A 24330-nucleotide genomic window follows, 5' to 3' on the forward strand; every position below is an offset into this window, starting at 1 on the left:
GAAAAAAGGCATTTTTTAAATGCCTGCTTTGCCGCGTCTGAAATCCGGTGAATTTTCAAATATTGAAATTCAATGGGTTGAAAATGAATTGTAAAAATGCTGTTGTCAATTAAAGTAGTATCTTATCATGCTCTTCGCCAAACAGCACGACCACGCGGGCAGATTGGGAATTGAACGAAAAAGGTGTGTGCAAAACGGCGTGTTCGACGATTTGGACGATTTCATCTTTGCCAACGGGCAGGTTTTTATTTAACGAATAAACGGAACGGCGGCTTTCGGCAGCCTGTTGCAGGGATTGACGGCTCATTTCTTTTCCTCAAAAACATTCAACAAAATACACTTTAGGCAGTCCGGTTCAGGCTTTACGCTTGAAAAACAGCCTGTCCAGCGACCATGCTCCGCCGCCCGCTGCCGCGATATAGAGAAATACGAAGCAGAACAGCACTGCGGACTCGCCGCCGTTGGCAATCGGGAACAAAGCATTTCCGGAAGCGTGCGCCATAAAATAGGCAACCGCCATCTGGCCGGACAAAACAAACGCGGCAGGGCGCGCAAACAGGCCCAACACCAGCAAAATGCCGCCGACAATTTCTAAAATACCGGCAAGCAGCAACAGCCCGCCGGGCGAACCGCTGCCCATTTCAATGGGGAAGGCGAAGATTTTCGACGTACCGTGCAACAAAAACAGGTAGGCGGTTACGATACGCAAAACAGAAAGCAAAACAGGTTGGATACGGTTGCAGCAATCGGACATAAAAGCTCCTTTGATATTTGTCTTCATTTCAGGCGGCAGAGTATAGATGTTTCCCTTTTTCAAATATATACTGCTTTTATTGATACAACTTTTCCACACAAGAAAATATGGACACCCTGTTCAGCCTCAAAGTTTTCCGCCAAGTCGTCCAAAGCGGCGGCTTCACCCGCGCCGCCGACGCGCTCGGCATCTCCACCGCAATGGCAAGCAAACACGTCAGTCACTTGGAAAACACCGTCCAAGCCAAACTCCTGCACCACAACAGCCGCAACCTCAGCCTGACCGAAGCCGGGGAAGAATACTACCGGCAATGCAGTTACGCGCTCGACACGCTCGACGATGCCGCGCAAAAAGCCGCCGGGGGGACGGAAAAACCGCAGGGGCTGCTGCGCGTAACGATGCCGCTGTGGTTTGCCGGCAGCCAGATATGCAACTGGCTGGCGGAATACCGCGAACGTTATCCCGAAGTGGCGTTGGAACTGATTTTGGACAACCGCCACGTCGATTTGATTGCCGAAGGCGTGGATTTGGCGTTGCGCGTTTCCCAAACCCTTTCCCCTTCGCTGATTGCGCGCCCGCTGGCGGAAATCGAATTTGCCCTGCTTGCCTCGCCCGACTTCCTGAGGCGCAACGGCGTGCCGGAAACACCGGAAGAAGTGGCGGGGCTGCCTGCCGTCCTGCCGACCTACACCAACCAGCAGAAACTCGACCTCACCCGCAAATCGGACGGCAAGAAATACCGGCTTGAACTGACCCCCGTCATCCGTACCGACAACACGCTGATGATGCGCGAAATGATTAAGGCGGGCGCGTGCATCGGTTATCAGCCGCTTTGGGCGGCGGAACACGATTTGCGCTGCGGCCCGCTGGTGAGGCTGCTGCCCGGATACGCCGTCCCGACCGACCGGCTGAACGCCGTTTATGCGGACAGGGCATTTTTGAGTGCGAAAGTCCGCAGTTTCATCGATTTTCTGAACGAAAAAATCGCCAGCAGGAAAGGCTGCCGAAATGCCGTCTGAAACCGCCCTCCCCCTTTATGCGGACACGCGCGCCGCGCACACGCTCGTCTGGTTCCGCCAAAACCTCCGCATCCGCGACAACGCCGCCTTATGCGCCGCCGTTGCCGAAGGTTCGCCCGTTATCGGCATTTGGATTGACGATGCCGAAACAGACAACCCGCGCCGCGCCGCGTTCTACCGCCAATCCGCCGCCGAACTCGCCCAAGGGCTGGCAAGGCGCGGCATCCCGCTCTACACGGCGGCATCGCCTGCCGGGCTTGTCCGGCTCGCCGTCCGCCTCAATATCCGCGCCGTCATCGCCGACGAATCCCATACTTTTGCCGACAAACTCGCCGACAACGCCCTTTGGCACGAATTGGACAAACACGGCATCGCGTTAACCTTCGTCAACGACCGTTCCGTTTTCGGCAAAACCGACCTGACACCAGACAACGGTACGGCACACACCGATTTCAACCGCTACCGCGAAGTATGGCTCGACCGCTTTTCCAAGCAGCCCCCCGCCGGTTCGGACCTATTCGCGGCATACCGCCAACCCTTCCCCGAAAACCTGCCCGCCCCGCCGCCTGCCGCGCTTTCAGACGGCATCTTCCTGCCGCAAAACGGCGGCGAAACGGCGGCTTGGCGGCAGTGGCGGCGGTTTCTCGAACAGGCGGCTTCCTACTCCGTTTTAAAGGATTTCCCTTCGCGCAAAAACACTTCGCTGATGGGCGCGTATTTGAGTGTCGGCTGCATCTCGCCGCGCCTGCTCGCGCGGGAAAGCCTCGAACGCCGTCTGAACGCGTGGGCGGACAACATCATCCGCCGCGATTTTTTCCTTCAACTTGCCTTGCAGCACGCGGATGACGACCCTTCAGACGGCAATCCGGAACACACCCTGCGCCTGACGCTTTGGCAGCAGGGCCGGACCGGCATTCCGATTATCGATGCCGCGATGCGCTGTTTGCACAAAACCGGCAGCCTCCACCCCGCCCTGAGACGCTTGAGCGCGGATTTTTTCTGCCACGTTTTAAACCTCCCCCGCCGCGAAGGCGAGATATGGTTTGCCCGGCAGCTGACCGATTTCGATGCGGCAATCAACCAAGGCAACTGGCGGCTTGCCGCCTCACGGCACACCTGCCCCGACATTGCCGCCGCCTCATACCGTACCGACCCGGACGGTACTTTTATCAAACGGCACATTCCCGAACTCGCCCACCTGTCCGCCGACACCGTCCACACGCCTTGGCGGTTTGCCTGTTCGGTCGATACCCACGGCTATCCCGCCCGCCCCGTCGCCGGCGTATAAGCGCGGCAATGCCGTCTGAAGCCCGTTTCCCGCTTCAGACGCCATTTTGTACGGATGACCCAATATCTTCCGTTTTTTTACTTTCAATAATCAGATATGCCCGAACCACCGTCCGACAACGATACCGTACCGCATCCGCGCAATGTTAAAATGACCCCAAATCATCCGCCCACCGATACTATGCTCACCGATTTAGAAAAAAACGCCATCCGCGACCATTACCAAAATATCGGCAAAAACCTGCCCGGTTTCCGTCCGCGTGCTTCGCAGCGGGAAATGATTGCGGCGGTTGCCAACGCTTTTTCGCGGACGTTGACGCGCGAAGAAGGCGGCGAGCCGCCCAAGCGCGAGGGCGAAAGCATTGCCGTAATCGAAGGGCCGACCGGCGTGGGCAAATCGCTTGCCTACCTGCTTGCGGGCGGCATCATGGCGCAAACACGCGGCAAGCGGCTGATTGTGAGCAGCGCGACGGTTGCCTTGCAGGAGCAGTTGGTAGACCGCGACCTGCCGTTTCTGGTCGAAAAAAGCGGTTTGGAACTGACCTTCGCACTTGCCAAAGGGCGCGGCCGCTATCTCTGCCCCTACAAACTCTATCAACTGACGCAAAGCAACGCCCAGCAAAACCTGCTCGGCTTTGAAGCCCCCGCCGTCTTGTGGGACAGCAAACCCAAGCCGGAAGAATTGAAGCTGCTGCGCGACATCGCCGACGAATTTTCCGCCCGACGGTTCAACGGCGACCGCGACGCTTGGCCGGAAAAAATCGATGACGCGATTTGGCTCAAAGTGACCAACGACCGCCACGGCTGCCTGAAAGCCGCCTGTCCCAACCGTCCGGAATGCCCTTTTTACCTGGCACGCGATATGTTGGAAACCGTCGATGTCGTTGTTGCCAACCACGATCTTCTGCTTGCCGACATCAGCATGGGCGGCGGCGTGATTCTGCCTGCGCCCGAAAACAGTTTCTATTGCATAGACGAAGCGCACCACCTGCCCAAAAAAGCCCTCAGCCGTTTTGCCGCCGAACATTCATGGAATATTGCCGTTTGGACGCTGGAAAAACTGCCGCAGCTTACCGGCAAAATTGCCGCGCTTACCGATAAAGCCGAACTTGCCAACCTTGCCGACGAAGCCGCCGCATCCTTGCTCGACAGCCTGCACGAATGGCAATTCCATTTGGCGGAAGAGCCGTCTTTAAGTATGGGGCTGTCTGAAAACGACAGACGAACCAACAGCGAACCGACTTGGCTGTGGGAAGACGGCAAAATCCCCGAAGGCCTCGAAACCACCGTTTCCAATACGGCCATTGCTGCACGCAGCCTGCTCAAACACGTTGTCGGGCTGAACGATGCGCTTTCCGCCGCACGCCGCGAAAAAGAACAGGACGGTGCGCTCATCGACCGCCTGACCGGCGAGTTCGGCCTTTTTATCGCCCGTATCGAACAAATCAGCGCGGTTTGGGATTTGCTCTCCACTGTTTCCATTGAGGGCGAGGAGCCGTTGGCGAAATGGATAGCCCGCCGTGCCGACGACAAAAACGACTATATTTTCAATGCCAGCCCCATCAGCAGCGCGTCCCACCTTGCCAACAGCCTGTGGCGGCGCGCGGCAGGCGCGGTGCTGACTTCGGCCACCCTGCAATCGCTCGGCAGCTTCAACTTGATTTTGCGCCAAACCGGCCTGCTGTGGCTGCCCGAAACCACCACCCTCGCCCTCAAAAGCCCCTTTGACTTTGAAAAACAGGGCGAACTCTACATCCCCTCCATATACGCCAGCCCCAAAGACCCCGAAGCCCACACCGCCGCCGTCATCGAATGGCTGCCCAAGCTGATTTCGCCCACCGAAGCCATCGGCACACTCGTCCTGTTTTCCTCGCGCAAACAAATGCAGGATGTCGCCCTGCACCTGCCCGGAGACTACCTGCCGCTCTTGCTCGTACAAGGCGAATTACCCAAAGCCGTCCTCCTGCAAAAACACCACCAAGCCATAGAAGAAGGCAAAGCCAGCATCATCTTCGGACTCGACAGCTTCGCCGAAGGGCTCGACCTGCCCGGCACCGCCTGCGTGCAAGTCATCATCGCCAAACTCCCCTTCGCCATGCCCGACAACCCCATCGAAAAAACCCAAAACCGTTGGATAGAACAACGCGGCGGCAACCCCTTCATCGAAATCACCGTCCCCGAAGCCGGCATCAAACTCATCCAGGCCGTCGGCCGCCTCATCCGCACCGAACAAGACTACGGCCGCGTAACCATCCTCGACAACCGCATCAAAACGCAGCGGTACGGCCAACAATTATTGGCCGGCCTGCCACCGTTTAAAAGGATAGGGTAAACATACCGCCCTTCCCGCAACAGAAAGGAAAAATCATGAACTTCACCCGGTTGCTCAACCAAGTCTTAAGCACGGTTCAAAAAAAAGGCAGCACATTCTCCGGCAGCCCGCTCAATTCATTCGGCGGAGGCGCGCTGGTTGCCGGTGTCGCCTCCATGCTGCTGAACGGTAAAAACCGCAAAACCATCACCAAAATCGGTTCGACCGCCGCTTTGGGCTACCTCGCCTACCGGGGCTATCAGATGTGGCAGCAAAACAAAGGGCGGGCAACCGTAACACAAAGCGATTTCCAACCTGCCGGAAAAACCGAAGAAACATACAGCCGCACCGTATTGCGTACCATGATAGCCGCCGCCGCTTCAGACGGCATGATAGACGAAGCCGAACGCCGGACTATCGAACAGGAAAGCGGCACAGACCCCGAAACTGCCGCATGGCTCGCCGCCGAATACCGCCTGCCCGCAAGCATCGGGGACATCGCCGCCGCCGTCGGCAACGATGAGGCGTTGGCGGCGGAGACCTATCTGGCGGCAAGGTTGGTCTGTGCCGATTTGTCGCGGAAAGAAACCGTCTTCCTCGCCCGCCTGTCGCAGGCTTTGGAACTGGATGACAATCTGGTGGAGAGTTTGGAAAGGCAACTAGGGATTTGATGACACAGCCGGGGAGGGAAAATCATCAAAAAACGGTTATTCCCGACCCCGGCCTCAAAACGGCAAAATAAAAGCCGCCTCAAAGGGCAAACAGCGGCATAGGCTGCCAAAGGCAATATCCGGCAAGAAGGCAGGCTACTGCAATGCGCCGCCTCGGGAATGCTTGAGCAGGCTTTCGTGTTTGTGGAATTCCCGCCCCATATAATAAGAACCGAAATAGGTCAGGTGGTCTTGGTCGCCGTAAAGATAGCGTCCGTGTATTTCGACCGTGTTTTCAGGCAGGTATTTTTGTGCGTCCACCCAATGCACATTGGGAATATCTTTAACCAAATCAAAGACCGCCTGATTGCTCTTGCCGATGTCGCCCATAGCCTGAATGGGGCGCAGATATTGGTTTATAGCAAATCTTTTCAATTTTTCCTCCCTCAGGGGCGAACGGCTGATTGATGTGTTGTTTGCAAAAACATAGACGGGTTTGACGGCGGCTATCCTTTTGACGGTTTCCCTGAATCGGGCTTGGAATCCGGGTATCAGGAAGGATTGCGCTTCAAATCTCGGCACGGGCTGGCCGCCCATCCTCAAATCATAGAATTGGGCAATGAAAACGGCTTCGGCTTTTTCAACTTCATCCCGGTATTTTCGGCACAACGGGTTGTCTGCCAGCTTCTCATCCACCCAAACCAAACACTCCGAATCGAGGGACAGGATTTTAGCTTTCCACCCTTCCCTGCCGCCGACATAATCCAGAAACCCCCGCAGGTGTCCGGCGTGCGAGTCGCCGAGGGTCAAGACGGTTTCCGGAAAATTATTTTCCGCAGCAACGGGCGTGCCGGGCAGCGGGCGGAGGTGTTCCTGTTTCAATATCCCTCTTGAATACAGGTTGTAACCGACAAGCATCAGGGACGGGGCGAGATAAAGGCAGAAAAATGCCTTTTTGAAGGTCATCTTCCGTTTTCTAAGCGGCTGTTCAATCAAATAATAGCTCAACAGGGAAAATCCGGCCGTCAACGCGGCAACCGCCGATACGGCAGGCAGTCCGAGCTGTTTGTCGCCTGTAATGTAATGGGCGAAGGCAATAAAAATCCAATGGTACAGGTATAGGGAATAAGAGATTTTGCCGACAAATACGATGGGGCTTGCCGACAGGATGCGGGTCGGAAGTGTCCCGTATTGCATACTCCGGATAAGCAGCGCCGTCAGCAGGCAGGGAAGGAGCAGGGTTATTCCCGGGATAAACGGATCGTGTTTGTCGATCACGAACAGGCAGACAAGCAATGCGCCGAAACAGAGTAATGAAAGCAACTGCCGTTTTCCATTTTCTGTTTGCCGTCTGCCGTTTTGCGTTTGCCCGTAAACCGCCAACAGCGAACCCACCAACAGCTCGGGAAACCTCAGTGTCGAAAGGTAATAAGTATTGGGTTGGTTGAGGATGTCGGTATAAAACCCGGCCGGCAAAAACGATGTGGCAGTCAAAATCAGGAACAGGATGATGCTGATGTGGCGCAACGCCCGTAGCGATTTTGTCTTTTTGCAGCAGAATATCAGCAAAAGAGGATACAGGAGGTAATACTGTTCCTCTACTGCCAAAGACCAGATATGCAGTACGGGGTTCTCGTCGGCACTCAAATCGAAATACCCCAATCGGAACCCCAAATAAATATTGGACAAAAAAACCGTAGAAAGCTCTATGGTTTTCCTCATTTGGTTGAAATCTTCGTAAAGGAAGATTTGAGAAGCAATCACCGAAGCCAGGGACACGGCCGCAATAAAAGCAGGATAAATCCGCTTAATCCTGCGGGTATAAAAATCCCGGAAAGAAAAAGAACCGTTCTGTATTTCAGAAAGAATGATGTTGGTAATGAGGAATCCCGAGATGACAAAGAAAATGTCCACCCCCAGGAATCCTCCGGGCAGCCAGCGGTTATTCAGGTGGAAAATAATGACGGATAGCACGGCGACGGCCCGCAATCCGTCAATTTCAGGCCTGTATCGGACAGCTTGCATAAATATCGCCCCGTATGTCCCGTTATCTTAAAAATGCCGTCTGAACGCGCGTTCGGACGGCATCGGTTTCAATAAGCACTCAAATCCGTTTCGCCAACGCTTCAGCCTTGCCCACATACAACGCAGGGGTCAGCTCAAGCAATTTGGCTTTGGCTTCTGCCGGAATTTCCAACGATTCGATAAAGAGTTTCAACACTTCGGGCGTAATGCCGTCTTTACCGTGCGTCAGGTCTTTCAGCTTCTCGTAAGGATTGGCGACACCGTAACGGCGCATTACGGTTTGAATCGGCTCGGCGAGCAGCTCCCAAGTGACATCCAAATCGGCGGCAAGCGCGGCAGGGTTGGGTTCGAGCTTGTTCAGACCGCGCAGGTGGGCGGCGAAACCCAACACGGCATAGCCCACGCCCACGCCCATATTGCGCAATACGGTGCTGTCGGTCAAATCGCGCTGCCAGCGTGAGACGGGCAGTTTTTCCGCCAAAAAGCCCAATACGGCGTTTGCCATGCCGAGGTTGCCCTCGGAGTTTTCAAAGTCGATGGGGTTGACTTTGTGCGGCATGGTGGAAGAGCCGACTTCGCCCGCTTTGACTTTTTGTTTGAAATAACCCAATGAAATATAACCCCAAACGTCGCGGCTGAAGTCGATGAGAATCGTGTTGATGCGGCTGAGGGTTTGGAAAAACTCCGCCATATAGTCGTGCGGCTCGATTTGGATGGTGTAGGGGTTGAAGGTCAGACCGAGGCTGATTTCGACGAAGTTGCGGCAGTGTGTTTCCCAATCCACATCGGGATAGGCGGCCATGTGGGCGTTGTAGTTGCCGACCGCGCCGTTGATTTTGCCGAGGAATTCTTGCGCCTGAAGGATTTTGAACTGGCGTTGCAGGCGGTACACGACATTGGCGGTTTCTTTGCCCAAAGTGGTCGGTGTGGCGGGCTGGCCGTGGGTGCGGCTCATCATCGGGACGGCGGCAAGGTCGTGCGCCATAGCGGTGAGTTTGCCGATGATTTCGGCAAGTTTGGGCAGGATGACGGTTTCGCGCGCCTCTTGCAGCATCAGGGCGTGGGACAGGTTGTTGATGTCTTCGCTGGTGCAGGCGAAGTGGATGAACTCGCTCACGGCGGCGACTTCCGGCACTTCGGCAAAACGTTTTTTCAGCCAATATTCGATGGCTTTGACATCATGATTGGTCGTGGCTTCGATGGCTTTGACGGCGGCCGCGTCTTCTAATGAAAAGTTTTCGATGACTTTGTCGATTTCGGCAAGCGTTTCGGCACTGAAGGGCGGCACTTCGGCAATCTCCGGCTCGGCGGCCAGGGCTTTGAGCCAGTTTAATTCGACTTTGACGCGCGCCTTCATCAGTCCGTACTCTGAAAAAATCGGGCGCAATGCTTCAACGGATTGGGCATAACGGCCGTCTAGGGGGGAAAGCGAGGCGATGGGGTTGATCATATCGGCATCCTGTTCGGAAAAGACATCAAAAATTGACAAATTGTTTGCAATTATACATCACTCTCAGGACGCTATGCCGTCTGAAGCCCGTGTTCCGACAGATACGCAATGATTTCGTCTTCGTCGTCCGATATGGAGAACAAAGAAGCGGCCCCTTCGGAAATCATACCGCGCGCCAAAAGCTGCGCGTTTATCCACTCCGCCAAGCCCGACCAAAACGCCTTTCCAACCAAAACGACCGGACGCGGCGGCACTTTGCCCGTCTGCACCAAGGTCAGGATTTCAAACAATTCGTCCAGCGTCCCGAAGCCGCCCGGCATCACGACATATGCTTGGGAATAGCGGAAAAACACTGCCTTGCGTTCGGCAAAACGGGAAAACCGCAAGGCGATGTCCTGATACGGATTCGGTTTCTGCTCGTGCGGCAGGGCAATGTTCAGCCCTACCGAAACCGACTTCCCGGCAAACGCGCCCTTGTTTGCCGCCTCCATAATCCCCGGCCCGCCGCCCGAAATGACGGCAATACCCGAATCCGACAGCCGCCGCGCCAGACGGCAGGCAAACGCATAATCCGTATGATTCTGCGGCGTGCGCGCGCTGCCGAAAATACTGACTGCCGGAAACACGTCCGCCAATGCTTCGTCTGCCTGCCTGCGTTCGGCATCATAACGTGCCTGCTCCGGCACGCGGTTTACATTCTCCATTCCGTCCTCCGTTCAAAAACGGCGATTGTACCCCGTCAAAAACGCAACGCAAGCACCGCAAAGCCGCACCCGCCTTCCCCCAACCTTTTTTCAGACGGCATTTTCGGTAATCTGCTAAAATCGCCCGCTTGAGTTTCCACAGAAAAATCCGAAAAATGAATATTTTTTACGAAGAGTCCGGCCAGTTCAAAGTTGCCGTCGTCGTCCAAAAAAACGACGCTACCTACCAAGTCGATACCCAACACGGCAAACGCACCAAAGTGAAGGCAAACAATGTCTTTGCCGAGTTTGACGGCGATATGGCGGCGTTTTTGGAAAACGCGCAGGCGCAGGCGGCGGACATCGACACCGATTTATTGTGGGAAGTATGCGGCGAAGGGGAGTTTACCGCCGAAGCCATCGCCGAAGAATATTACGGCCATGCGCCGACCAAAACCGAGCTGGCGGCGACTTTGATTGCGCTGTACGCCGCGCCGGTGTATTTCTACAAAAAAGCCAAAGGCGTGTTCAAAGCCGCGCCCGAAGAAACTTTGAAACAAGCGCTTGCCGCCATCGAACGCAAAAAACAGCAAGACGCGCAAATCGACGCTTGGGCGGAAGCCTTGAAACGCGGCGAGATGCCGTCTGAAATCGCGGCGGATTTGAGAACCATCTTACACGCGCCCGACAAACAGTCGCTGACCTACAAAGCCTTTACCAAAGCCGCCGACGCACTGAAAACCTCCGCCTACGAACTGGCGAAAAAAACGGGCGGCATTACGTCCATTCCGCAATACCTGCAAGACGGCTTTGAAATCAAATACTTCCCCAAAGGAACAGGTTTCCCCGACCTCTCCCTTCCCGAAATGCCCGACCTGCCCAAGGCCGACGTTACCGCCTTTTCCATTGACGACGAATCGACCACCGAAGTGGACGATGCCTTGAGCCTGACCGATTTGGGCAACGGCACGAAGCGCGTCGGCATCCACATCGCCGCGCCGTCGCTTGCCGTCCGACAAGGCGGCGGAATGGAACAAATCATTATGCAGCGGTTGAGTACGGTTTATTTCCCCGGCGGCAAAATCACGATGCTGCCCGAAAACTGGATTACCGCGTTCAGCCTCGATGCAGGCGCATACCGCCCTGCCGTCAGCATTTATTTCGATGTGGACGGCGAGTTCAACGTCGGCGAGCCGACCTGCAAAATCGAAGCCGTCAACATCGCCGCAAACCTGCGTATCCAAGCCATCGAGCCGCATTTCAACGCAGAAACCGGCTTGGACCAAGCAGGCGAAATGATGTTCGCCCACCATCAAGACCTGATTTGGTTCTATCAATTCGCCACCGCCCTGCAAAAAGCGCGCGGCAAATACGAACCCGACCGCGCGCCGCAATACGATTACAGCATCGAATTGGATGAAGAAGGCAACGTCTCCGTCGTCCGCCGCGAACGCGGTTCGCCCATCGATACGCTGGTCAGCGAGATGATGATTCTTGCCAACAGCACTTGGGCGCAAATGCTAGACGAAAACGGGCTGCCCGGCCTTTTCCGCGTCCAACCGGCAGGCAAAGTGCGCATGAGCACCCAATCCGAGCCGCACATCGGCATGGGCGTGCAGCATTACGGCTGGTTTACCTCGCCGCTGCGCCGCGCCGCCGACTACATCAACCAAAAGCAGCTGATCAGCCTGATCGACGACACTGCCGAGCCGCTGTATCAAAAAAGCGATGCCGCGCTCTTCGCCGCCCTGCGCGATTTCGACACCGCCTACGCCGCCTACGCCGACTTCCAACGGCAGATGGAAGCCTACTGGAGCCTCGTGTACCTGCAACAACAAGGCATCAGCGAACTGACCGCGACGATTCTGAAAGAAGACCTCGTCCGCATCGAAGGTCTGCCACTGACAACGCGCGCCAACGGCATCCCGTTTGACGCGCTGCCCAAATCGCAGGCATTGTTTAAAATCACCGAATTGGATGCCGAGAAGCAGTTTGTCTCGCTCAACTACATCAAGGCAGCCGCACCCGGGGGCAAAACGGCAGGCAATGCCGTCTGAAGCCCGATACGGCAAATTCCCACAAAAACAGAAATCTGAAATCCCATCCTTCCCACGCAGGCGAAATTTTAGTTTTTTAAGTTTCAGTTGCTTTTAAGTTTAGTTTTAGGTAATTTTTAAATCGCCATTCCCGATAAATACCCGCAATCTAAAATCCCGTCATTCCCGCGCAGGCGGGAATCTAGGTTTGTCCTCACGGAAACCGATATGCCGTCATTCCCGTAAAAGCGGGAATCCGGTCCGTTCGGTTTCGTTTTTTTTTTTGAGTTTCGTGTAACTTCTGAATCGTCATTCCCGCGAAGGCGGGAATCCAGACCTTTAAACTCCGGCCATTCCCGATAAATTCCTGTTACTTTTCGTTGCTAGATTCCCGCCTGCGCGGGAATGACGAATGGCGGTGTAAAAGTAACTCGAAATTCAAAAAAGCCATACCGCCCGGACTTTTGCCCGATCGGTATGACTTTTGGATTCAAACCGCCTTAGCGGATGTCGACATACGCGCCGGAATGCAGGTCGCGCAACAGGTTGACGGTTGCCTGTCCGGCTTTTTGTTGGAAGATGTATTGCCGCACGGAATTGCGGATACGTTCCTCCGGCGTGCCGGCATCGCGCACTTCGTTCAATTTGATGATGTGCCAGCCGAATTGGGTGCGGACAGGCGCGCCGACCTGTCCGGGTTTGAGCGCGTGGACGGCTTCTTCAAAGGCGGGAACCATTACGCCGTCGGCAAACCAGCCCAAGTCGCCGCCATTGCCCGCGCTTGCGTCTTGGGAATATCGGCGTGCCAAACCTGCGAAATCCGTGCCGTTGCGCGCCTGGTCGTAGATTTTGCGGATGGTACTTTCCGCGCCGACGGCGGCGTTTTTGCTGTCGGCTTTAATCAGGATGTGTTGGGCGCGGTATTGGCGCAACGGTGCGCCTTCGGGCAGGGTGATGCCTTGTTTTTGCGCCTGCTCGAGGAAGGCATCAATTTCAGCTTCGCTCACGCGGCTGTTTTGCATCACTGCCTGCTGGCGGACTTTTTCGGCAATGATGTTGTCGGCAAGCTCGCGGCGTTGGGTGGGGCTGAGGTTTTTGAGGGCGGGATTTTGTGCGACGACGGCATCGATTTCCGCTTCACTTGCCTGAATGTTGCGGCGTTTGCCCGCCTGTACAATCAGGGATTGGTTGACAAGCTGCATCAGCACCTGTCGGGACAGCTCGGATTCACTTATCTGCGCGTCTTCGGGCAGGGTGGCTTTGGCTTCGGCAACGGCTTCGGCAAGCCGGCGGTTGGTGATGACTTCGTTGTCGGCAACGGCGGCAATGCCGTCTGAAAAGCGGATACCGCCCTGCTGTTGTGCGGGTGCGGCTTCTTTTTGCGCCGTGGCGGCAGCTTTGACCGCTTTGGCGGGCGCGGTTTTTGCCTTTTGCGGTGCGGCGTGGACATCGGCTGCTGCCAGCAATGCGGCGGCAATCATCAGGGCTTTGATTTTCATCATTCTTTCCTTATCGTTTGAATCCTGCCTTTGATGGCGGGTTTGGGGTTGTCGGTGGAATGCTATCTTGTGCAGGAACGGTGCTCCTGCCGGGTTTCCGACGGTCAGGGCCGTTTGTTGCGTCCGGCGGAAAGAGAGTGGGCGGGGATGTAGCCGGGAACGGCGACATCCATCCTGCCTGCGGGGTTTCTGCCGACGCTGCTGAGGTCTTTCAACTGAAGTGAAAAAAAGACGGCGTTTTTGTAGGTGTTTTCGCCGGTAACGTAGCGTTGGGCGTACACGCCCGCGCCCCAGCAGCCGCAACTGCTTTTGTATTCTGCACCGGCAAGCATTTCTATCGGTTTTTTGGCTTCAAAACCGTAGTTGTAGCGGACGACGGCAGACAGGTTGCGCGTCAGCGGCCATTGTGCGGACAGGTCGAGCTGGCTGAGTTTGTCGTAAAAATAGGAACCGTCCGCCTGCAGGTAGATTTTTTCGTTGCGCCCGTATTTGTAGCGGGCGTTCAACACTTTTCCGGGGGCGGGGCGGTAGCCTGCGCCGACGGCGTAATGTTCGGCGCGTTTGTCGTTTTGGTTGTAGTGGATGCTGCTGTCGAGGGTGAAACGCCCGCCTATGCCGCCGGAGGCGAATGCCACCCAGTCGGAACGGCTGCGCGGATTTTTGCCGACGCTGCCGTCAAGCATCACCGCATCATCCTTGAAATAGAATTTCTGACCGATACCGGCGCGGAAACGCTCCTCCCCCGTCGCGCCGTCCAAAATACGGCTCTGCACGGCGGTGGAAAGGCTGTTGGCGGCGTTGATGCGGTCGTTGCCGTAATAGAGGTTTTCGCGGAAAAGCTGCCCGTAGCCGAAGCTGCTTTCCGACGAATCGAAATTGGGCAGGTCGTTTTGAGATTTGGCAGGAATATAGTTGTAGAACAGGCGCGGCTCGATGGTTTGCACGACTCCGCCGCCGAACAGGCGCGTATTGCGTTCGAAGGTTGTGCCGCCGTCGATATTGACAACGGGCAAAACGCGCCCGACGCTGCGGGATGCTTTGCCGCCGAAACTGTCGAGGCTGTAATAAGTGGCGTGCAGCCCGAGTTTGGGGCGGACGTAGCCCCAGCTGTTGCTGAAATCCCATTTGATACCGGGATACACGACCAGTCGGCTGCCGTCTTGGCGGCCGTCGTGGCTGAAGCGGGTAAATTGTGCGGACACGCCGATTTGCGCCCTGCCTGCGTTTTTATGCCAATCGGCAGAAAGGCGGGGCATGATGGCGTAAGGTTCGTCTTTGTAGCCGCTTTGGTTTGCCAGCGTCTGGTATTTCTGAACCGAAAGGCCGGCATTCAGGCTGCCTCCCGCCGCCCTGCCGCCATAATCCAGCCATACGCGGCGGTTGAGGTTGACGTTGCCGGCGATTTCTTCGCCGCCGTAAAAGTCGCGGTAGTAGCCGCTGTCGGAGACTTGGTTGAAATCGACACCCGCCTGAAGCGTGTCGGAAATGTCGTGCCGGTGCTGCCATTTTGCCTGATAGCGGTTGTTCCTGCCGCTTTTCTTATCGTGCGGCAACCAGGTCAGGTCGGTCTGTCCGCTGTAATCGGGACGCAGGTAACGGATTTGTCCGTCAAACGTCGCGCCGCGTTCGCCGATAATGCCGGGGGCGAAAGTGGCATCGAAGTTGGGGGCAAGGTTGAAATAATAGGGGACGGAAAGGGAAACGCCGTCCGAACCGGCAGATACGGACGGGACGAGCAGTCCGCTTTTGCGGTTGCCGTCAAGCGGGAAGTCCGCCCAAGGCGTATAGAAAAGGGGAACGCCGCCGAACACGAAGGCGGCGTGTTTGGCAACGCCTATGCCTTTTCCCCGATCGGCTTCGACAGAGGCGGCCTTGACATACCAGCCGGCATCTCCGGCGGAACAGGTGTTGAATTGGGTTTCCGTCAGTTTGTAACGCCCTTCGCCCAACATTTCGGCGGTGCGGCTGACGCTTTGCAGCCGCCGTCCGCCTTGTTCGGTTTCCATACGGACGTTGTGCGCTTCGCCGGTCTGCTGATCGAGATTGTAGGTCAGGGTTTCGCCCCGAATCAGCGTACCGTCCTGTTGGAGGGCGAACCGGTCGCCTACGGTAACGGTGTCGCCCGACTGGTCGTAATCCGCCCAATCGGTATTGAGGACTGCGCCGTCCCGTTCGATGATAACGCTTCCTTCCGCGCGCACCTTAACCTTCGACTGTCCTTCCATCCTGTCGGCAACAATGCGCGTATAGTCTTCGGGGACGGATGCTTCGCCGCTGCCTTGGACGGCGGCTTCGGTTCTCTCGGGGCTGCCGCTTTCGTTACTGCAAAACAGGCAGGTCGAACCGAGGGTCAAATCGGAAGCTTGTGCGGATTCGGACGCGCCCTGCGCACCGCCTTCTGCGACACGCCCGTCCGCCTCTTCCGCCGCAACGGTATCGGCGGCGCAATGCGTGCCGAAACAGAAGCCCAATGCCAGCACCAGTGGTTTGAGTGAAAATAAACGAGCCAAAATCGCCCCTCAAGTCGGTTTACCGGTTAGAATAGTGTTTATTGTAACCCGAAATGCCCGGATACTGTTATGCAACGGCAAACCGAACTGAAAAATTGGCTTCAGACCGTTTATCCCGAACGGGACTTCGATCTGTCCTTCGCGGCGGCGGATGCTGATTTCCGCCGCTATTTCCGTGCGGCGTTTTCAGACGGCGGCAGCGTCGTCTGTATGGATGCGCCGCCCGACAAGATGAGTGTCGCGCCTTATTTGAAGGTGCAGAAGCTGTTTGACATGGTCAATGTGCCGCAGGTATTGCACGCGGACACGGATTTGGGGTTTGTGGTATTGAACGACTTGGGCAATACGACGTTTTTGACCGCGATGCTTCAGGAGCAGGGCGAAGCGGCACACAAAGCCCTGTTGCTGGAGGCCATCGGCGAGCTGGTCGGATTGCAGAAGGCAAGCCGTGAAGGGGTTTTGCCCGAATATGACCGTGAAACGATGCTGCGCGAAATCAACCTGTTCCCGGAATGGTTTGTCGCAAAAGAATTGGGGCGCGAATTAACATTCAAACAACGCCAACTTTGGCAGCAAACCGCCGATACGCTGCTGCCGCCCTTGTTGGCGCAGCCCAAAGTCTACGTGCACCGCGACTTTATCGTCCGCAACCTGATGCTGACGCGCGGCAGGCCGGGCGTTTTAGACTTCCAAGACGCGCTTTACGGCCCGATTTCCTACGATTTGGTGTCGCTGTTGCGCGATGCCTTTATCGAGTGGGAAGAAGAGTTTGTTTTGGATTTGGTTATCCGCTACTGGGAAAAGGCGCGGGCTGCCGGCTTGCCTGTCCCTGCCGAGTTTGACGAGTTTTACCGCCGGTTCGAATGGATGGGCGTGCAGCGGCACTTGAAGGTTGCAGGCATCTTCGCACGCCTGTACTACCGCGACGGCAAAGACAAATACCGTCCGGAAATCCCGCGTTTCTTAAACTATCTGCGCCGCGTATCGCGCCGTTATGCCGAACTCGCCCCGCTCTACGCGCTCTTGGTCGAACTGGTCGGCGATGAAGAACTGGAAACGGGCTTTACGTTCTAAACCCAATCAAAATGCCGTCTGAAAACCAAGTTTCAGACGGCATTTTTCAAACGGGCCTACTGCGCGGCTTTTTGTTCTTCACGTACTTTGTCCGCCAAAAGGTCGATGGTGTTCATACCGGACTCCCAGTCGGCAAATTCAACTTTATATTTGCCGCCGACGATAACCGTGGGCGTACCGTCGATTTGGAAGGTTTCGGTCAGCTCCTGCATTTTGCCGGCGCGCGCCTGACTTTCGGGGGATTCGTAGGCGGCAAGGACTTTTTTGCCGTCAAAGGCGGTTTGTTCGCCCAGCCATTTTTTGAGGACTTCCGGCTCTTGCAGCTTGATTTTTTGGTTGACCATCGCATCGAAAATATGGCTGTTCGCCACATCTTTGCTTTCGGCGGCAGCCATATCGACGGCGGCGGCGAGGCGTGCCAGCGGCAGCATTTCTTTCTGCCAGACGACGTGTTCGGTACGCAGGTACATATCGTCTTTAAAAGACTTGGCGTGTTTGCTCAAAACAGGTTCGAGGCGGGCGCAGTGCGGACAAAAATAGCCGAAAAACTCAAGCACTTCAACCTTGCCTGCCTGCTGTTGGGGAATCGGGTTGGCAAGGACGGTGTAGTTTTGCCCTTCGACCAGTCCTGCCGGGGCGGCGGCTGCCGAAGCGGCAGGCGCGCTGTCGGCGGGGACGCTGGTTTGGACTTTGCTGTCGCACGCGGCAAGGGCGAACAGGGCGGCAACGCCGAGGGCGAGGTGTCTGGATTTCATACGGCTCTCCGTGATGTTGGAAATAAATCGGATATTGGTATTTTATTGTATTTTCGCGTGTTGATACAGTTTGCCGCCGAAAAAGGACGTTTTCGTTTCGGGAAACCGCTTCAGACGGCATCAAACCCGATGCCATCCGAAGCGGTTTCTGTCGTACAATACGCGCCGCCCCGGACGGATACGGCTGTTGGGGAACAATGATGTTTCAACACACAGGACGGCACATAAAGCACCGCCCTATGCGTTGCCCTGATTTGGAAGGGTTACACCCCTTTCAAATATAGTGGATTAACAAAAACCGGTACGGCATTGCCTCGCCTTGCCGTACTATTTGTACTGTCTGCGGCTTCGCCGCCTTGTCCTGATTTTTGTTAATCCACTATAAAGTCTGATCCTGCCGCCCTAAAGGGCGGGGTTTCAGCCGAAAAGGAAACACGATGAATATGCTTGGAGCTTTGGCAAAAGTCGGCAGCCTGACGATGGTGTCGCGCGTTTTGGGATTTGTGCGCGATACGGTCATTGCGCGGGCATTCGGCGCGGGTATGGCGACGGATGCGTTTTTTGTCGCGTTCAAACTGCCCAACCTGCTTCGCCGCGTGTTTGCGGAGGGGGCGTTTGCCCAAGCGTTTGTGCCGATTTTGGCGGAATATAAGGAAACGCGTTCTAAAGAGGCGACGGAGGCTTTTATCCGCCACGTTGCGGGAATGCTGTCGTTTGTGCTGATCGTCGTTACCGCGCTGGGCATACTTGCCGCGCCTTGGGTGATTTATGTTTCCGCGCCCGGCTTTACCAAAGACGCGGACAAGTTCCAACTTTCCATCAGCCTGCTGCGGATTACGTTTCCTTATATATTATTGATTTCTTTGTCTTCTTTTGTCGGCTCGATACTCAATTCTTATCATAAGTTCGGCATTCCCGCGTTTACGCCCACGTTTTTAAACATCTCTTTTATCGTATTCGCACTGTTTTTCGTGCCGTATTTCGATCCGCCCGTTACCGCGCTGGCGTGGGCGGTTTTTGTCGGCGGTATTTTGCAGCTCGGTTTCCAACTGCCGTGGCTGGCGAAACTGGGCTTTTTGAAACTGCCCAAACTGAATTTCAAAGATGCGGCGGTCAACCGCGTCATGAAACAGATGGCGCCTGCGATTTTGGGCGTGAGCGTGGCGCAAATTTCTTTAGTTATCAACACGATTTTCGCGTCTTATCTGCAGTCGGGCAGCGTTTCATGGATGTATTACGCCGACCGCATGATGGAGCTGCCCGGCGGCGTGCTGGGGGCTGCACTCGGTACAATTTTGCTGCCGACTTTGTCCAAACACTCGGCAAACCAAGATACGGAACAGTTTTCCGCCCTGCTCGACTGGGGTTTGCGCCTGTGCATGCTGCTGACGCTGCCGGCGGCGGCCGGACTGGCGGTATTGTCGTTCCCGCTGGTGGCGACGCTGTTTATGTACCGAGAATTCACGCTGTTTGACGCACAAATGACGCAACACGCGCTGATTGCCTATTCTTTCGGTTTAATCGGTTTAATTATGATCAAAGTGTTGGCATCCGGCTTTTATGCGCGGCAAAACATCAAAACGCCCGTCAAAATCGCCATCTTCACGCTCATCTGCACGCAGTTGATGAACCTCGCCTTTATCGGTCCGTTGAAACACGCCGGGCTTTCGCTCGCCATCGGCCTGGGCGCGTGCATCAACGCCGGATTGTTGTTCTTCCTGTCGCGCAAACACGGTATTTACCGGCCCGGCAGGGGTTGGGCGGCGTTCTTGGCGAAAATGCTGCTCGCGCTCGCCGTGATGTGCGGCGGACTGTGGGCGGCGCAGGCTTGCCTGCCGTTCGAATGGGCGCACGCCGGCGGAATGCGGAAAGCGGGGCAGCTCTGCATCCTGATTGCCGTCGGCGGCGGACTGTATTTCGCATCTCTGGCGGCTTTGGGCTTCCGTCCGCGCCATTTCAAACGCGTGGAAAGCTGACCGATGCCGATATCCTTTTTCGGAAAACGCTTTTTCCGCGCCTATATCCGGGCGCGCATCGCCCGCGTCCGCACCGGCCGGACGGGCTGCCGCATCACCAATGCCGTCTGAAAACAGAAAAACCGATACCTTATGATTTTGACACCGCCGGACACGCCCTTTTTCCTCCGCAACGGCAATGCCGACACGATTGCCGCCAAATTCCTGCAACACCCCGCACCCGCATACCGCCGCGAGATGCTTCCCGACAGCACGGGTAAAACCAAAACCGCCTACGACTTTTCAGGCGGCATTTCGCCCGATGCGCCGCTGGTCGTGCTGTTTCACGGTTTGGAAGGAAGCAGCCGCAGCCATTACGCGGCCGAACTGATGCTCGCGGTACGCAATCGGGGTTGGCACGGCGCAGTCGTCCATTTCCGCAGCTGCGGCGGCGTAGCGAACACCGCCCCGGTGTTCTACCACTTGGGTGATACCGCCGAAATCGCCTTTGCTTTGGACACGCTCACCGCGCGTTACCGTGAAATATACGCCGTCGGCGTATCGCTGGGCGGCAACGCGCCGGCAAAATATTTGGGCGAACAGGGCAAAAAGGCATTGCCGCACGCCTCGGCCGCCGTATCCGCCCCCGTTGATGCAGAGGCGGCAGGCAGCCGCTTCGACAGCGGCATCACGCGGCTGCTCTACACGCGCTACTTCCTCCGCACACTGATACCCAAAGCACGTTCGCTCCAAGGTTTTCAGACGGCATTTGCCGCAGGGTGCAAAACACTGGGCGAGTTTGACGACCGTTTCACCGCACCGCTGCACGGCTTTGCCGACCGGCACGACTACTACCGCCAAACTTCCTGCAAACCGCTGCTCAAACACGTTGCCAAACCGCTGCTCCTGCTCAATGCCGCCAACGACCCCTTCCTGCCGCCCGAAGCCCTGCCCCGTGCGGACGAAGCGTCCGAAGCCGTTACCCTGTTCCAACCTGCACACGGCGGGCACGCCGGCTTTGTCAGCAGCACCGGCGGCAGGCTGCACCTGCAATGGCTGCCGCAGACCGTCCTGTCCTATTTTGACAGCTTCCGCACAAACAGGCGTTAACGGTTTGATGCTAATATTCCCCCTTTCCCCGGACAAATACGGAACACGACATGACCGACATCCTCAATAAAATCCTTGCCACCAAGGCACAGGAAGTTGCCGCCCAAAAAGCCGCCGTCAACGCCGAACACATCCGCGCACTTGCCGCAGAAGCCGCGCCCGTCCGCAGCTTCATCGATTCGATACGCGGCAAACACCGCCTAAACCTGCCCGCCGTCATTGCCGAAATCAAAAAGGCAAGCCCGAGCAAAGGGTTAATCCGCCCCGACTTCCGCCCTGCCGAGATTGCCCGCGCCTATGAAAACGCCGGGGCGGCGTGTTTGTCGGTACTGACCGACGAACCCTATTTCCAAGGTTCGCCCGAATACCTCAAACAGGCGCGCGAAGCCGTATTGCTGCCCGTGCTGCGCAAAGACTTCATCATCGACGAATACCAGGTTTATCAGGCGCGCGCATGGGGGGCGGATGCCGTCCTGCTGATTGCCGCCGCACTGGAACAGGGACAATTGGAACGCTTTGAGGCGCTGGCGCACGAATTGGGCATGACCGTCCTGCTCGAGCTGCACGACGAAACCGAATTGGAAAAATGCCGCAACCTGACCACGCCGTTGCGGGGCGTAAACAACCGCAACCTGCGGACTTTTGAAGTCTCCCTCGACCAAACCCTGTCGCTGCTGCCCGCGCTGGAAGGCAAAACCGTCGTTACCGAAAGCGGCATTACAGGCAAGGCGGATGTGGAATTTATGCGGGCGCGCGGCGTGCATACCTTCCTGATCGGCGAAACGTTTATGCGTGCCGACGATATTGGGGCGGAAGTGGGCAAACTCTTCTAAAATCCCGATTTCAGACGGCATATTGCCGCCGACCGACCAACACCCTTACCGGACACGGAACAATGACGCACCGACCCACCGCCAGACAGATTTTGCACGAAGTATTCGGCTATCCCGAATTTCGCGGCAGGCAGGAGGATGTCATCAATACTTTGGCAGGCGGCGGCAGTTTGACGGTGCTGATGCCGACGGGCGGGGGCAAGTCTTTGTGTTACCAGATTCCGGCGCTGATGCGCGAAGGCGTGGCGGTTGTCGTATCGCCGCTGATTGCGCTGATGAACGACCAAGTGGCCAGCCTGCATGTGGCCGGGATTGAAGCGGCGGCAGTCAACAGCGGCACATCGGCAGATGAGGCGCGCGAGATTGCCGACAAGCTTGCCCAAGGCCGTCTGAAGCTGCTTTATGTCGCGCCGGAACGCTTGGTTACCGACCGCTTTTTACGTTTTCTCGACCAACAAACCGTCAGCCTGTTCGCCATTGACGAAGCGCACTGCGTCAGCCGGTGGGGACACGATTTCCGCCCCGAATATCAACAGCTCGGTATGCTTGCCGAACGCTATCCGAACATCCCGCGCATCGCCCTGACCGCCACCGCCGATGCCGCCACGCGCGCCGACATCAAGCATTATCTGCACTTGGACGACGCGTCCGAATTTGTCTCCAGCTTTGACCGCACGAATATTTATTATCAGGTTATCGAAAAAAACAACGGCAAAAAACAATTGCTGGATTTCATCCGCAAAGAAATGACGGGGCAAAGCGGCATTGTGTATTGCCTAAGCCGCAAAAAGGTTGAAGATGCGGCGCAGTTTTTGCGTGAAAACGGATTAAACGCGATTCCGTATCATGCCGGTTTGAGCATGGACGTGCGCGAGGAAAACCAACGCCGCTTTACGCATGAAGACAATATTATCGTGGTGGCGACCGTGGCGTTCGGCATGGGCATAGACAAACCCGACGTGCGCTTTGTCGCCCATCTCGATATGCCCCAGAGTGTCGAACATTTCTATCAGGAATCAGGGCGCGCCGGCCGGGACGGGCTGCCTGCCGTGAGTTGGCTGTGTTACGGCTTGAACGATTGGGTGTTGCTGCGCGAACGGATTGCCGAAGGCAACAGCGACGAGGTGCAAAAGCAAATCGAAATACAAAAACTCGATGCCATGCTTTCCGTCTGCGAAACCGCCGCCTGCCGCCGCGTACTGCTGCTCAAACATTTCGGCGAAGCATCCGAACCCTGCGGACATTGTGACAACTGCCTGCATCCGCCCGTACGGTTTGACGGCACGGTGTTGGTGCAAAAATTACTCAGCTGCGTGTACCGCGCCGGACAACGCTTTGCCGCCGGTTACATCACCAACCTTTTGCGCGGCAAAAGCGACGATTGGATACGCGGCAACCGGCACGAGCAACTGTCCACATTCGGCATCGGCGCGGAATTGTCCGACAAAGAATGGCGCAGCGTCATCCGCCAGTGCATCAGCCTCGGCTACCTCACCGTCAACATTGCCCGATATCAGGCATTGCAACTGACCGAAGCCGCCAAAAAAGTCCTCAAAGGCGAAACCGAAGTGATGCTGCGCCCGCTCAAGCGCGACAAGCCCGCCACCCGCACCCTCAAAGACAACTGGCTGCGTACCGAACGCGAAGAACGCCTGTGGCAGGCATTGCGCGTTTGGCGCATGAAACAGGCTGAAGCCGAAGGCATCCCCGCCTATATGATTTTCGGCGACAAAACCCTGCGCGACCTTGTCGAAAAAATGCCGCAAAACCTCAACGGGCTGCACGACATCTACGGCTTGGGCGAAGCCAAAACCGAACGTTTCGGACACGGCATACTCAAAGTCTGCCAAAACGCTGCCGACTTTAGCCACGATGCCGTCATCCGTCCGCAAACCGAACGCGAACAACAACTGCGTCAAAAACTCGAAGCCTGGCGGTATGAACAGGCAAGGGCGGAAAACTGCGCCCTGCATACCGTCCTCTCCGACGAAAGCCTTGCCGATATGCTTGCCGCCACGCCCGAAACCGAAACCGACCTCGAAGCCGTACACGGCTTGGGCAGCGTACGCGCCGCCAAATACGGACGGGACATCCTCGCCGTCTGCCGTCCGTTTTCAGACGGCATCGATGAAACCGCCAAACACAAACGCTGCCTGATGCGCGCCCTGATTCAATGGTGCAACGAAACCGCAAAACACGAACAGTCCGAACCCTACCGCATTCTCAGCAAAGCCGCCCTGCGCGCCATTGCCGCCAAACAGCCGGAAGGTTTGGCGGAGCTTGCCGCCGTATACGGCGTAGGCGAAGAAAAAGCCGCACGTTACGGTGCGGCGGTGTTGGCGGTGTTGGAACGGGATGCCGTCTGAAGCCCGTTACCAA

17 protein-coding genes and 1 pseudogene are annotated in these 24330 nt (G+C 56.4%); 10 read left to right on the top strand and 8 right to left on the bottom strand.

All coding sequences use genetic code 11. The annotated features are described in order from the left end of the window. Window positions 1–118: 118 nt before the first annotated feature. Together DFR77_RS01005 and DFR77_RS01010 are read right to left on the bottom strand one after the other, a co-directional pair. Window positions 119–307, bottom strand: a pseudogene (locus tag DFR77_RS01005) (nitroreductase family protein); the annotation flags it as partial. A gap of 48 nt (window positions 308–355) precedes the next feature. Continuing rightward, the gene (locus DFR77_RS01010) at window positions 356–754 is read right to left on the bottom strand and encodes a DoxX family protein (RefSeq protein ID WP_002216361.1); all 399 of its coding nucleotides are present in this window, start codon (window positions 752–754) and stop codon (window positions 356–358) included. Window positions 755–861: 107 nt separating this feature from the next. On the opposite strand from DFR77_RS01010, the gene DFR77_RS01015 reads away from it, so the two are divergent. From DFR77_RS01015 to DFR77_RS01030, 4 genes are all read left to right on the top strand, one after another. Further along, complete coding sequence (locus tag DFR77_RS01015; RefSeq protein WP_003689884.1) at window positions 862–1773, top strand: LysR family transcriptional regulator; 912 nt, start codon at window positions 862–864, stop codon at window positions 1771–1773. Further along, window positions 1763–3061 carry an FAD-binding domain-containing protein gene (locus DFR77_RS01020; RefSeq protein WP_003691893.1) on the top strand — a complete coding sequence of 433 codons (1299 nt, stop codon included), beginning with the start codon at window positions 1763–1765 and terminating at the stop codon, window positions 3059–3061. The genes DFR77_RS01015 and DFR77_RS01020 overlap by 11 nt, the downstream gene beginning before the upstream one ends. A gap of 180 nt (window positions 3062–3241) precedes the next feature. Then, window positions 3242–5392, top strand: coding sequence for an ATP-dependent DNA helicase DinG (gene dinG, locus DFR77_RS01025; protein WP_003689889.1), 2151 nt, complete (start codon window positions 3242–3244; stop codon window positions 5390–5392). A 35-nt stretch (window positions 5393–5427) separates the two neighbouring features. Further along, a complete protein-coding gene (locus DFR77_RS01030) occupies window positions 5428–6042 on the top strand; it encodes a tellurite resistance TerB family protein (RefSeq protein ID WP_003691896.1) in 615 nt (204 codons plus the stop codon). 135 nt (window positions 6043–6177) lie between these two features. Here DFR77_RS01030 and DFR77_RS01035 read toward each other — a convergent pair whose 3' ends face one another. The 3 genes from DFR77_RS01035 to DFR77_RS01045 form a co-directional block, all read right to left on the bottom strand. Then, window positions 6178–8046 (bottom strand): acyltransferase family protein, encoded by a 1869-nt coding sequence (locus DFR77_RS01035; protein WP_113852019.1) that lies wholly within the window; start codon window positions 8044–8046, stop codon window positions 6178–6180. Between the two features lie 79 nt (window positions 8047–8125). Next, window positions 8126–9496, bottom strand: a complete 1371-nt coding sequence (gene purB, locus DFR77_RS01040) for an adenylosuccinate lyase (protein ID WP_003696130.1) — start codon at window positions 9494–9496, stop codon at window positions 8126–8128. A gap of 71 nt (window positions 9497–9567) precedes the next feature. Continuing rightward, window positions 9568–10200 carry an LOG family protein gene (locus tag DFR77_RS01045; protein WP_003694219.1) on the bottom strand — a complete coding sequence of 211 codons (633 nt, stop codon included), beginning with the start codon at window positions 10198–10200 and terminating at the stop codon, window positions 9568–9570. A gap of 155 nt (window positions 10201–10355) precedes the next feature. On the opposite strand from DFR77_RS01045, the gene DFR77_RS01055 reads away from it, so the two are divergent. After that, the gene (locus DFR77_RS01055) at window positions 10356–12236 is read left to right on the top strand and encodes a ribonuclease catalytic domain-containing protein (protein ID WP_003700503.1); all 1881 of its coding nucleotides are present in this window, start codon (window positions 10356–10358) and stop codon (window positions 12234–12236) included. A gap of 479 nt (window positions 12237–12715) precedes the next feature. On the opposite strand, the gene DFR77_RS01060 is transcribed toward DFR77_RS01055, so the two are convergent. Continuing rightward, a complete protein-coding gene (locus DFR77_RS01060; RefSeq protein WP_003691902.1) occupies window positions 12716–13717 on the bottom strand; it encodes a peptidylprolyl isomerase in 1002 nt (333 codons plus the stop codon). A gap of 101 nt (window positions 13718–13818) precedes the next feature. Beyond that, entirely contained in the window at window positions 13819–16224 is a 2406-nt protein-coding gene (locus DFR77_RS01065; protein ID WP_003698952.1) for an LPS-assembly protein LptD, read from the bottom strand. Window positions 16225–16293: 69 nt separating this feature from the next. Between DFR77_RS01065 and amgK the strand changes: the two genes are divergently transcribed. Continuing rightward, window positions 16294–17298 carry an N-acetylmuramate/N-acetylglucosamine kinase AmgK gene (amgK, locus tag DFR77_RS01070; protein ID WP_003689901.1) on the top strand — a complete coding sequence of 335 codons (1005 nt, stop codon included), beginning with the start codon at window positions 16294–16296 and terminating at the stop codon, window positions 17296–17298. Between the two features lie 56 nt (window positions 17299–17354). Here amgK and DFR77_RS01075 read toward each other — a convergent pair whose 3' ends face one another. Further along, window positions 17355–18053, bottom strand: coding sequence for a thiol:disulfide interchange protein DsbA/DsbL (locus DFR77_RS01075; RefSeq protein WP_003689902.1), 699 nt, complete (start codon window positions 18051–18053; stop codon window positions 17355–17357). 437 nt (window positions 18054–18490) lie between these two features. On the opposite strand from DFR77_RS01075, the gene murJ reads away from it, so the two are divergent. From murJ to recQ, 4 genes are all read left to right on the top strand, one after another. Then, window positions 18491–20029, top strand: coding sequence for a murein biosynthesis integral membrane protein MurJ (murJ, locus tag DFR77_RS01080; RefSeq protein ID WP_003694224.1), 1539 nt, complete (start codon window positions 18491–18493; stop codon window positions 20027–20029). Window positions 20030–20161: 132 nt separating this feature from the next. After that, window positions 20162–21118 carry a YheT family hydrolase gene (locus tag DFR77_RS01085; protein WP_003694227.1) on the top strand — a complete coding sequence of 319 codons (957 nt, stop codon included), beginning with the start codon at window positions 20162–20164 and terminating at the stop codon, window positions 21116–21118. A 50-nt stretch (window positions 21119–21168) separates the two neighbouring features. Next, entirely contained in the window at window positions 21169–21951 is a 783-nt protein-coding gene (gene trpC, locus DFR77_RS01090) for an indole-3-glycerol phosphate synthase TrpC (protein ID WP_003689906.1), read from the top strand. 62 nt (window positions 21952–22013) lie between these two features. Next, complete coding sequence (gene recQ, locus DFR77_RS01095; protein ID WP_003698955.1) at window positions 22014–24317, top strand: DNA helicase RecQ; 2304 nt, start codon at window positions 22014–22016, stop codon at window positions 24315–24317. Window positions 24318–24330 lie beyond the last annotated feature (13 nt).

Origin of the sequence: Neisseria gonorrhoeae (assembly GCF_003315235.1) — a bacterium.
GTDB lineage: Bacteria > Pseudomonadota > Gammaproteobacteria > Burkholderiales > Neisseriaceae > Neisseria > Neisseria gonorrhoeae.

Excerpts from the sequence above, each read along its gene's own strand:
- DFR77_RS01060 (WP_003691902.1), bottom strand. The coding sequence starts at position 13,717 with ATGATGAAAATCAAAGCCCTGATGATTGCCGCCGCATTGCTGGCAGCA.
- DFR77_RS01030 (WP_003691896.1), top strand. The coding sequence starts at position 5,428 with ATGAACTTCACCCGGTTGCTCAACCAAGTCTTAAGCACGGTTCAAAAA.
- amgK (WP_003689901.1), top strand. The coding sequence starts at position 16,294 with ATGCAACGGCAAACCGAACTGAAAAATTGGCTTCAGACCGTTTATCCC.
- DFR77_RS01085 (WP_003694227.1), top strand. The coding sequence starts at position 20,162 with ATGATTTTGACACCGCCGGACACGCCCTTTTTCCTCCGCAACGGCAAT.
- DFR77_RS01020 (WP_003691893.1), top strand. The coding sequence starts at position 1,763 with ATGCCGTCTGAAACCGCCCTCCCCCTTTATGCGGACACGCGCGCCGCG.
- dinG (WP_003689889.1), top strand. The coding sequence starts at position 3,242 with ATGCTCACCGATTTAGAAAAAAACGCCATCCGCGACCATTACCAAAAT.
- recQ (WP_003698955.1), top strand. The coding sequence starts at position 22,014 with ATGACGCACCGACCCACCGCCAGACAGATTTTGCACGAAGTATTCGGC.
- DFR77_RS01010 (WP_002216361.1), bottom strand. The coding sequence starts at position 754 with ATGTCCGATTGCTGCAACCGTATCCAACCTGTTTTGCTTTCTGTTTTG.
- DFR77_RS01035 (WP_113852019.1), bottom strand. The coding sequence starts at position 8,046 with ATGCAAGCTGTCCGATACAGGCCTGAAATTGACGGATTGCGGGCCGTC.
- trpC (WP_003689906.1), top strand. The coding sequence starts at position 21,169 with ATGACCGACATCCTCAATAAAATCCTTGCCACCAAGGCACAGGAAGTT.
- DFR77_RS01055 (WP_003700503.1), top strand. The coding sequence starts at position 10,356 with ATGAATATTTTTTACGAAGAGTCCGGCCAGTTCAAAGTTGCCGTCGTC.
- murJ (WP_003694224.1), top strand. The coding sequence starts at position 18,491 with ATGAATATGCTTGGAGCTTTGGCAAAAGTCGGCAGCCTGACGATGGTG.
- purB (WP_003696130.1), bottom strand. The coding sequence starts at position 9,496 with ATGATCAACCCCATCGCCTCGCTTTCCCCCCTAGACGGCCGTTATGCC.
- DFR77_RS01075 (WP_003689902.1), bottom strand. The coding sequence starts at position 18,053 with ATGAAATCCAGACACCTCGCCCTCGGCGTTGCCGCCCTGTTCGCCCTT.
- DFR77_RS01045 (WP_003694219.1), bottom strand. The coding sequence starts at position 10,200 with ATGGAGAATGTAAACCGCGTGCCGGAGCAGGCACGTTATGATGCCGAA.
- DFR77_RS01015 (WP_003689884.1), top strand. The coding sequence starts at position 862 with ATGGACACCCTGTTCAGCCTCAAAGTTTTCCGCCAAGTCGTCCAAAGC.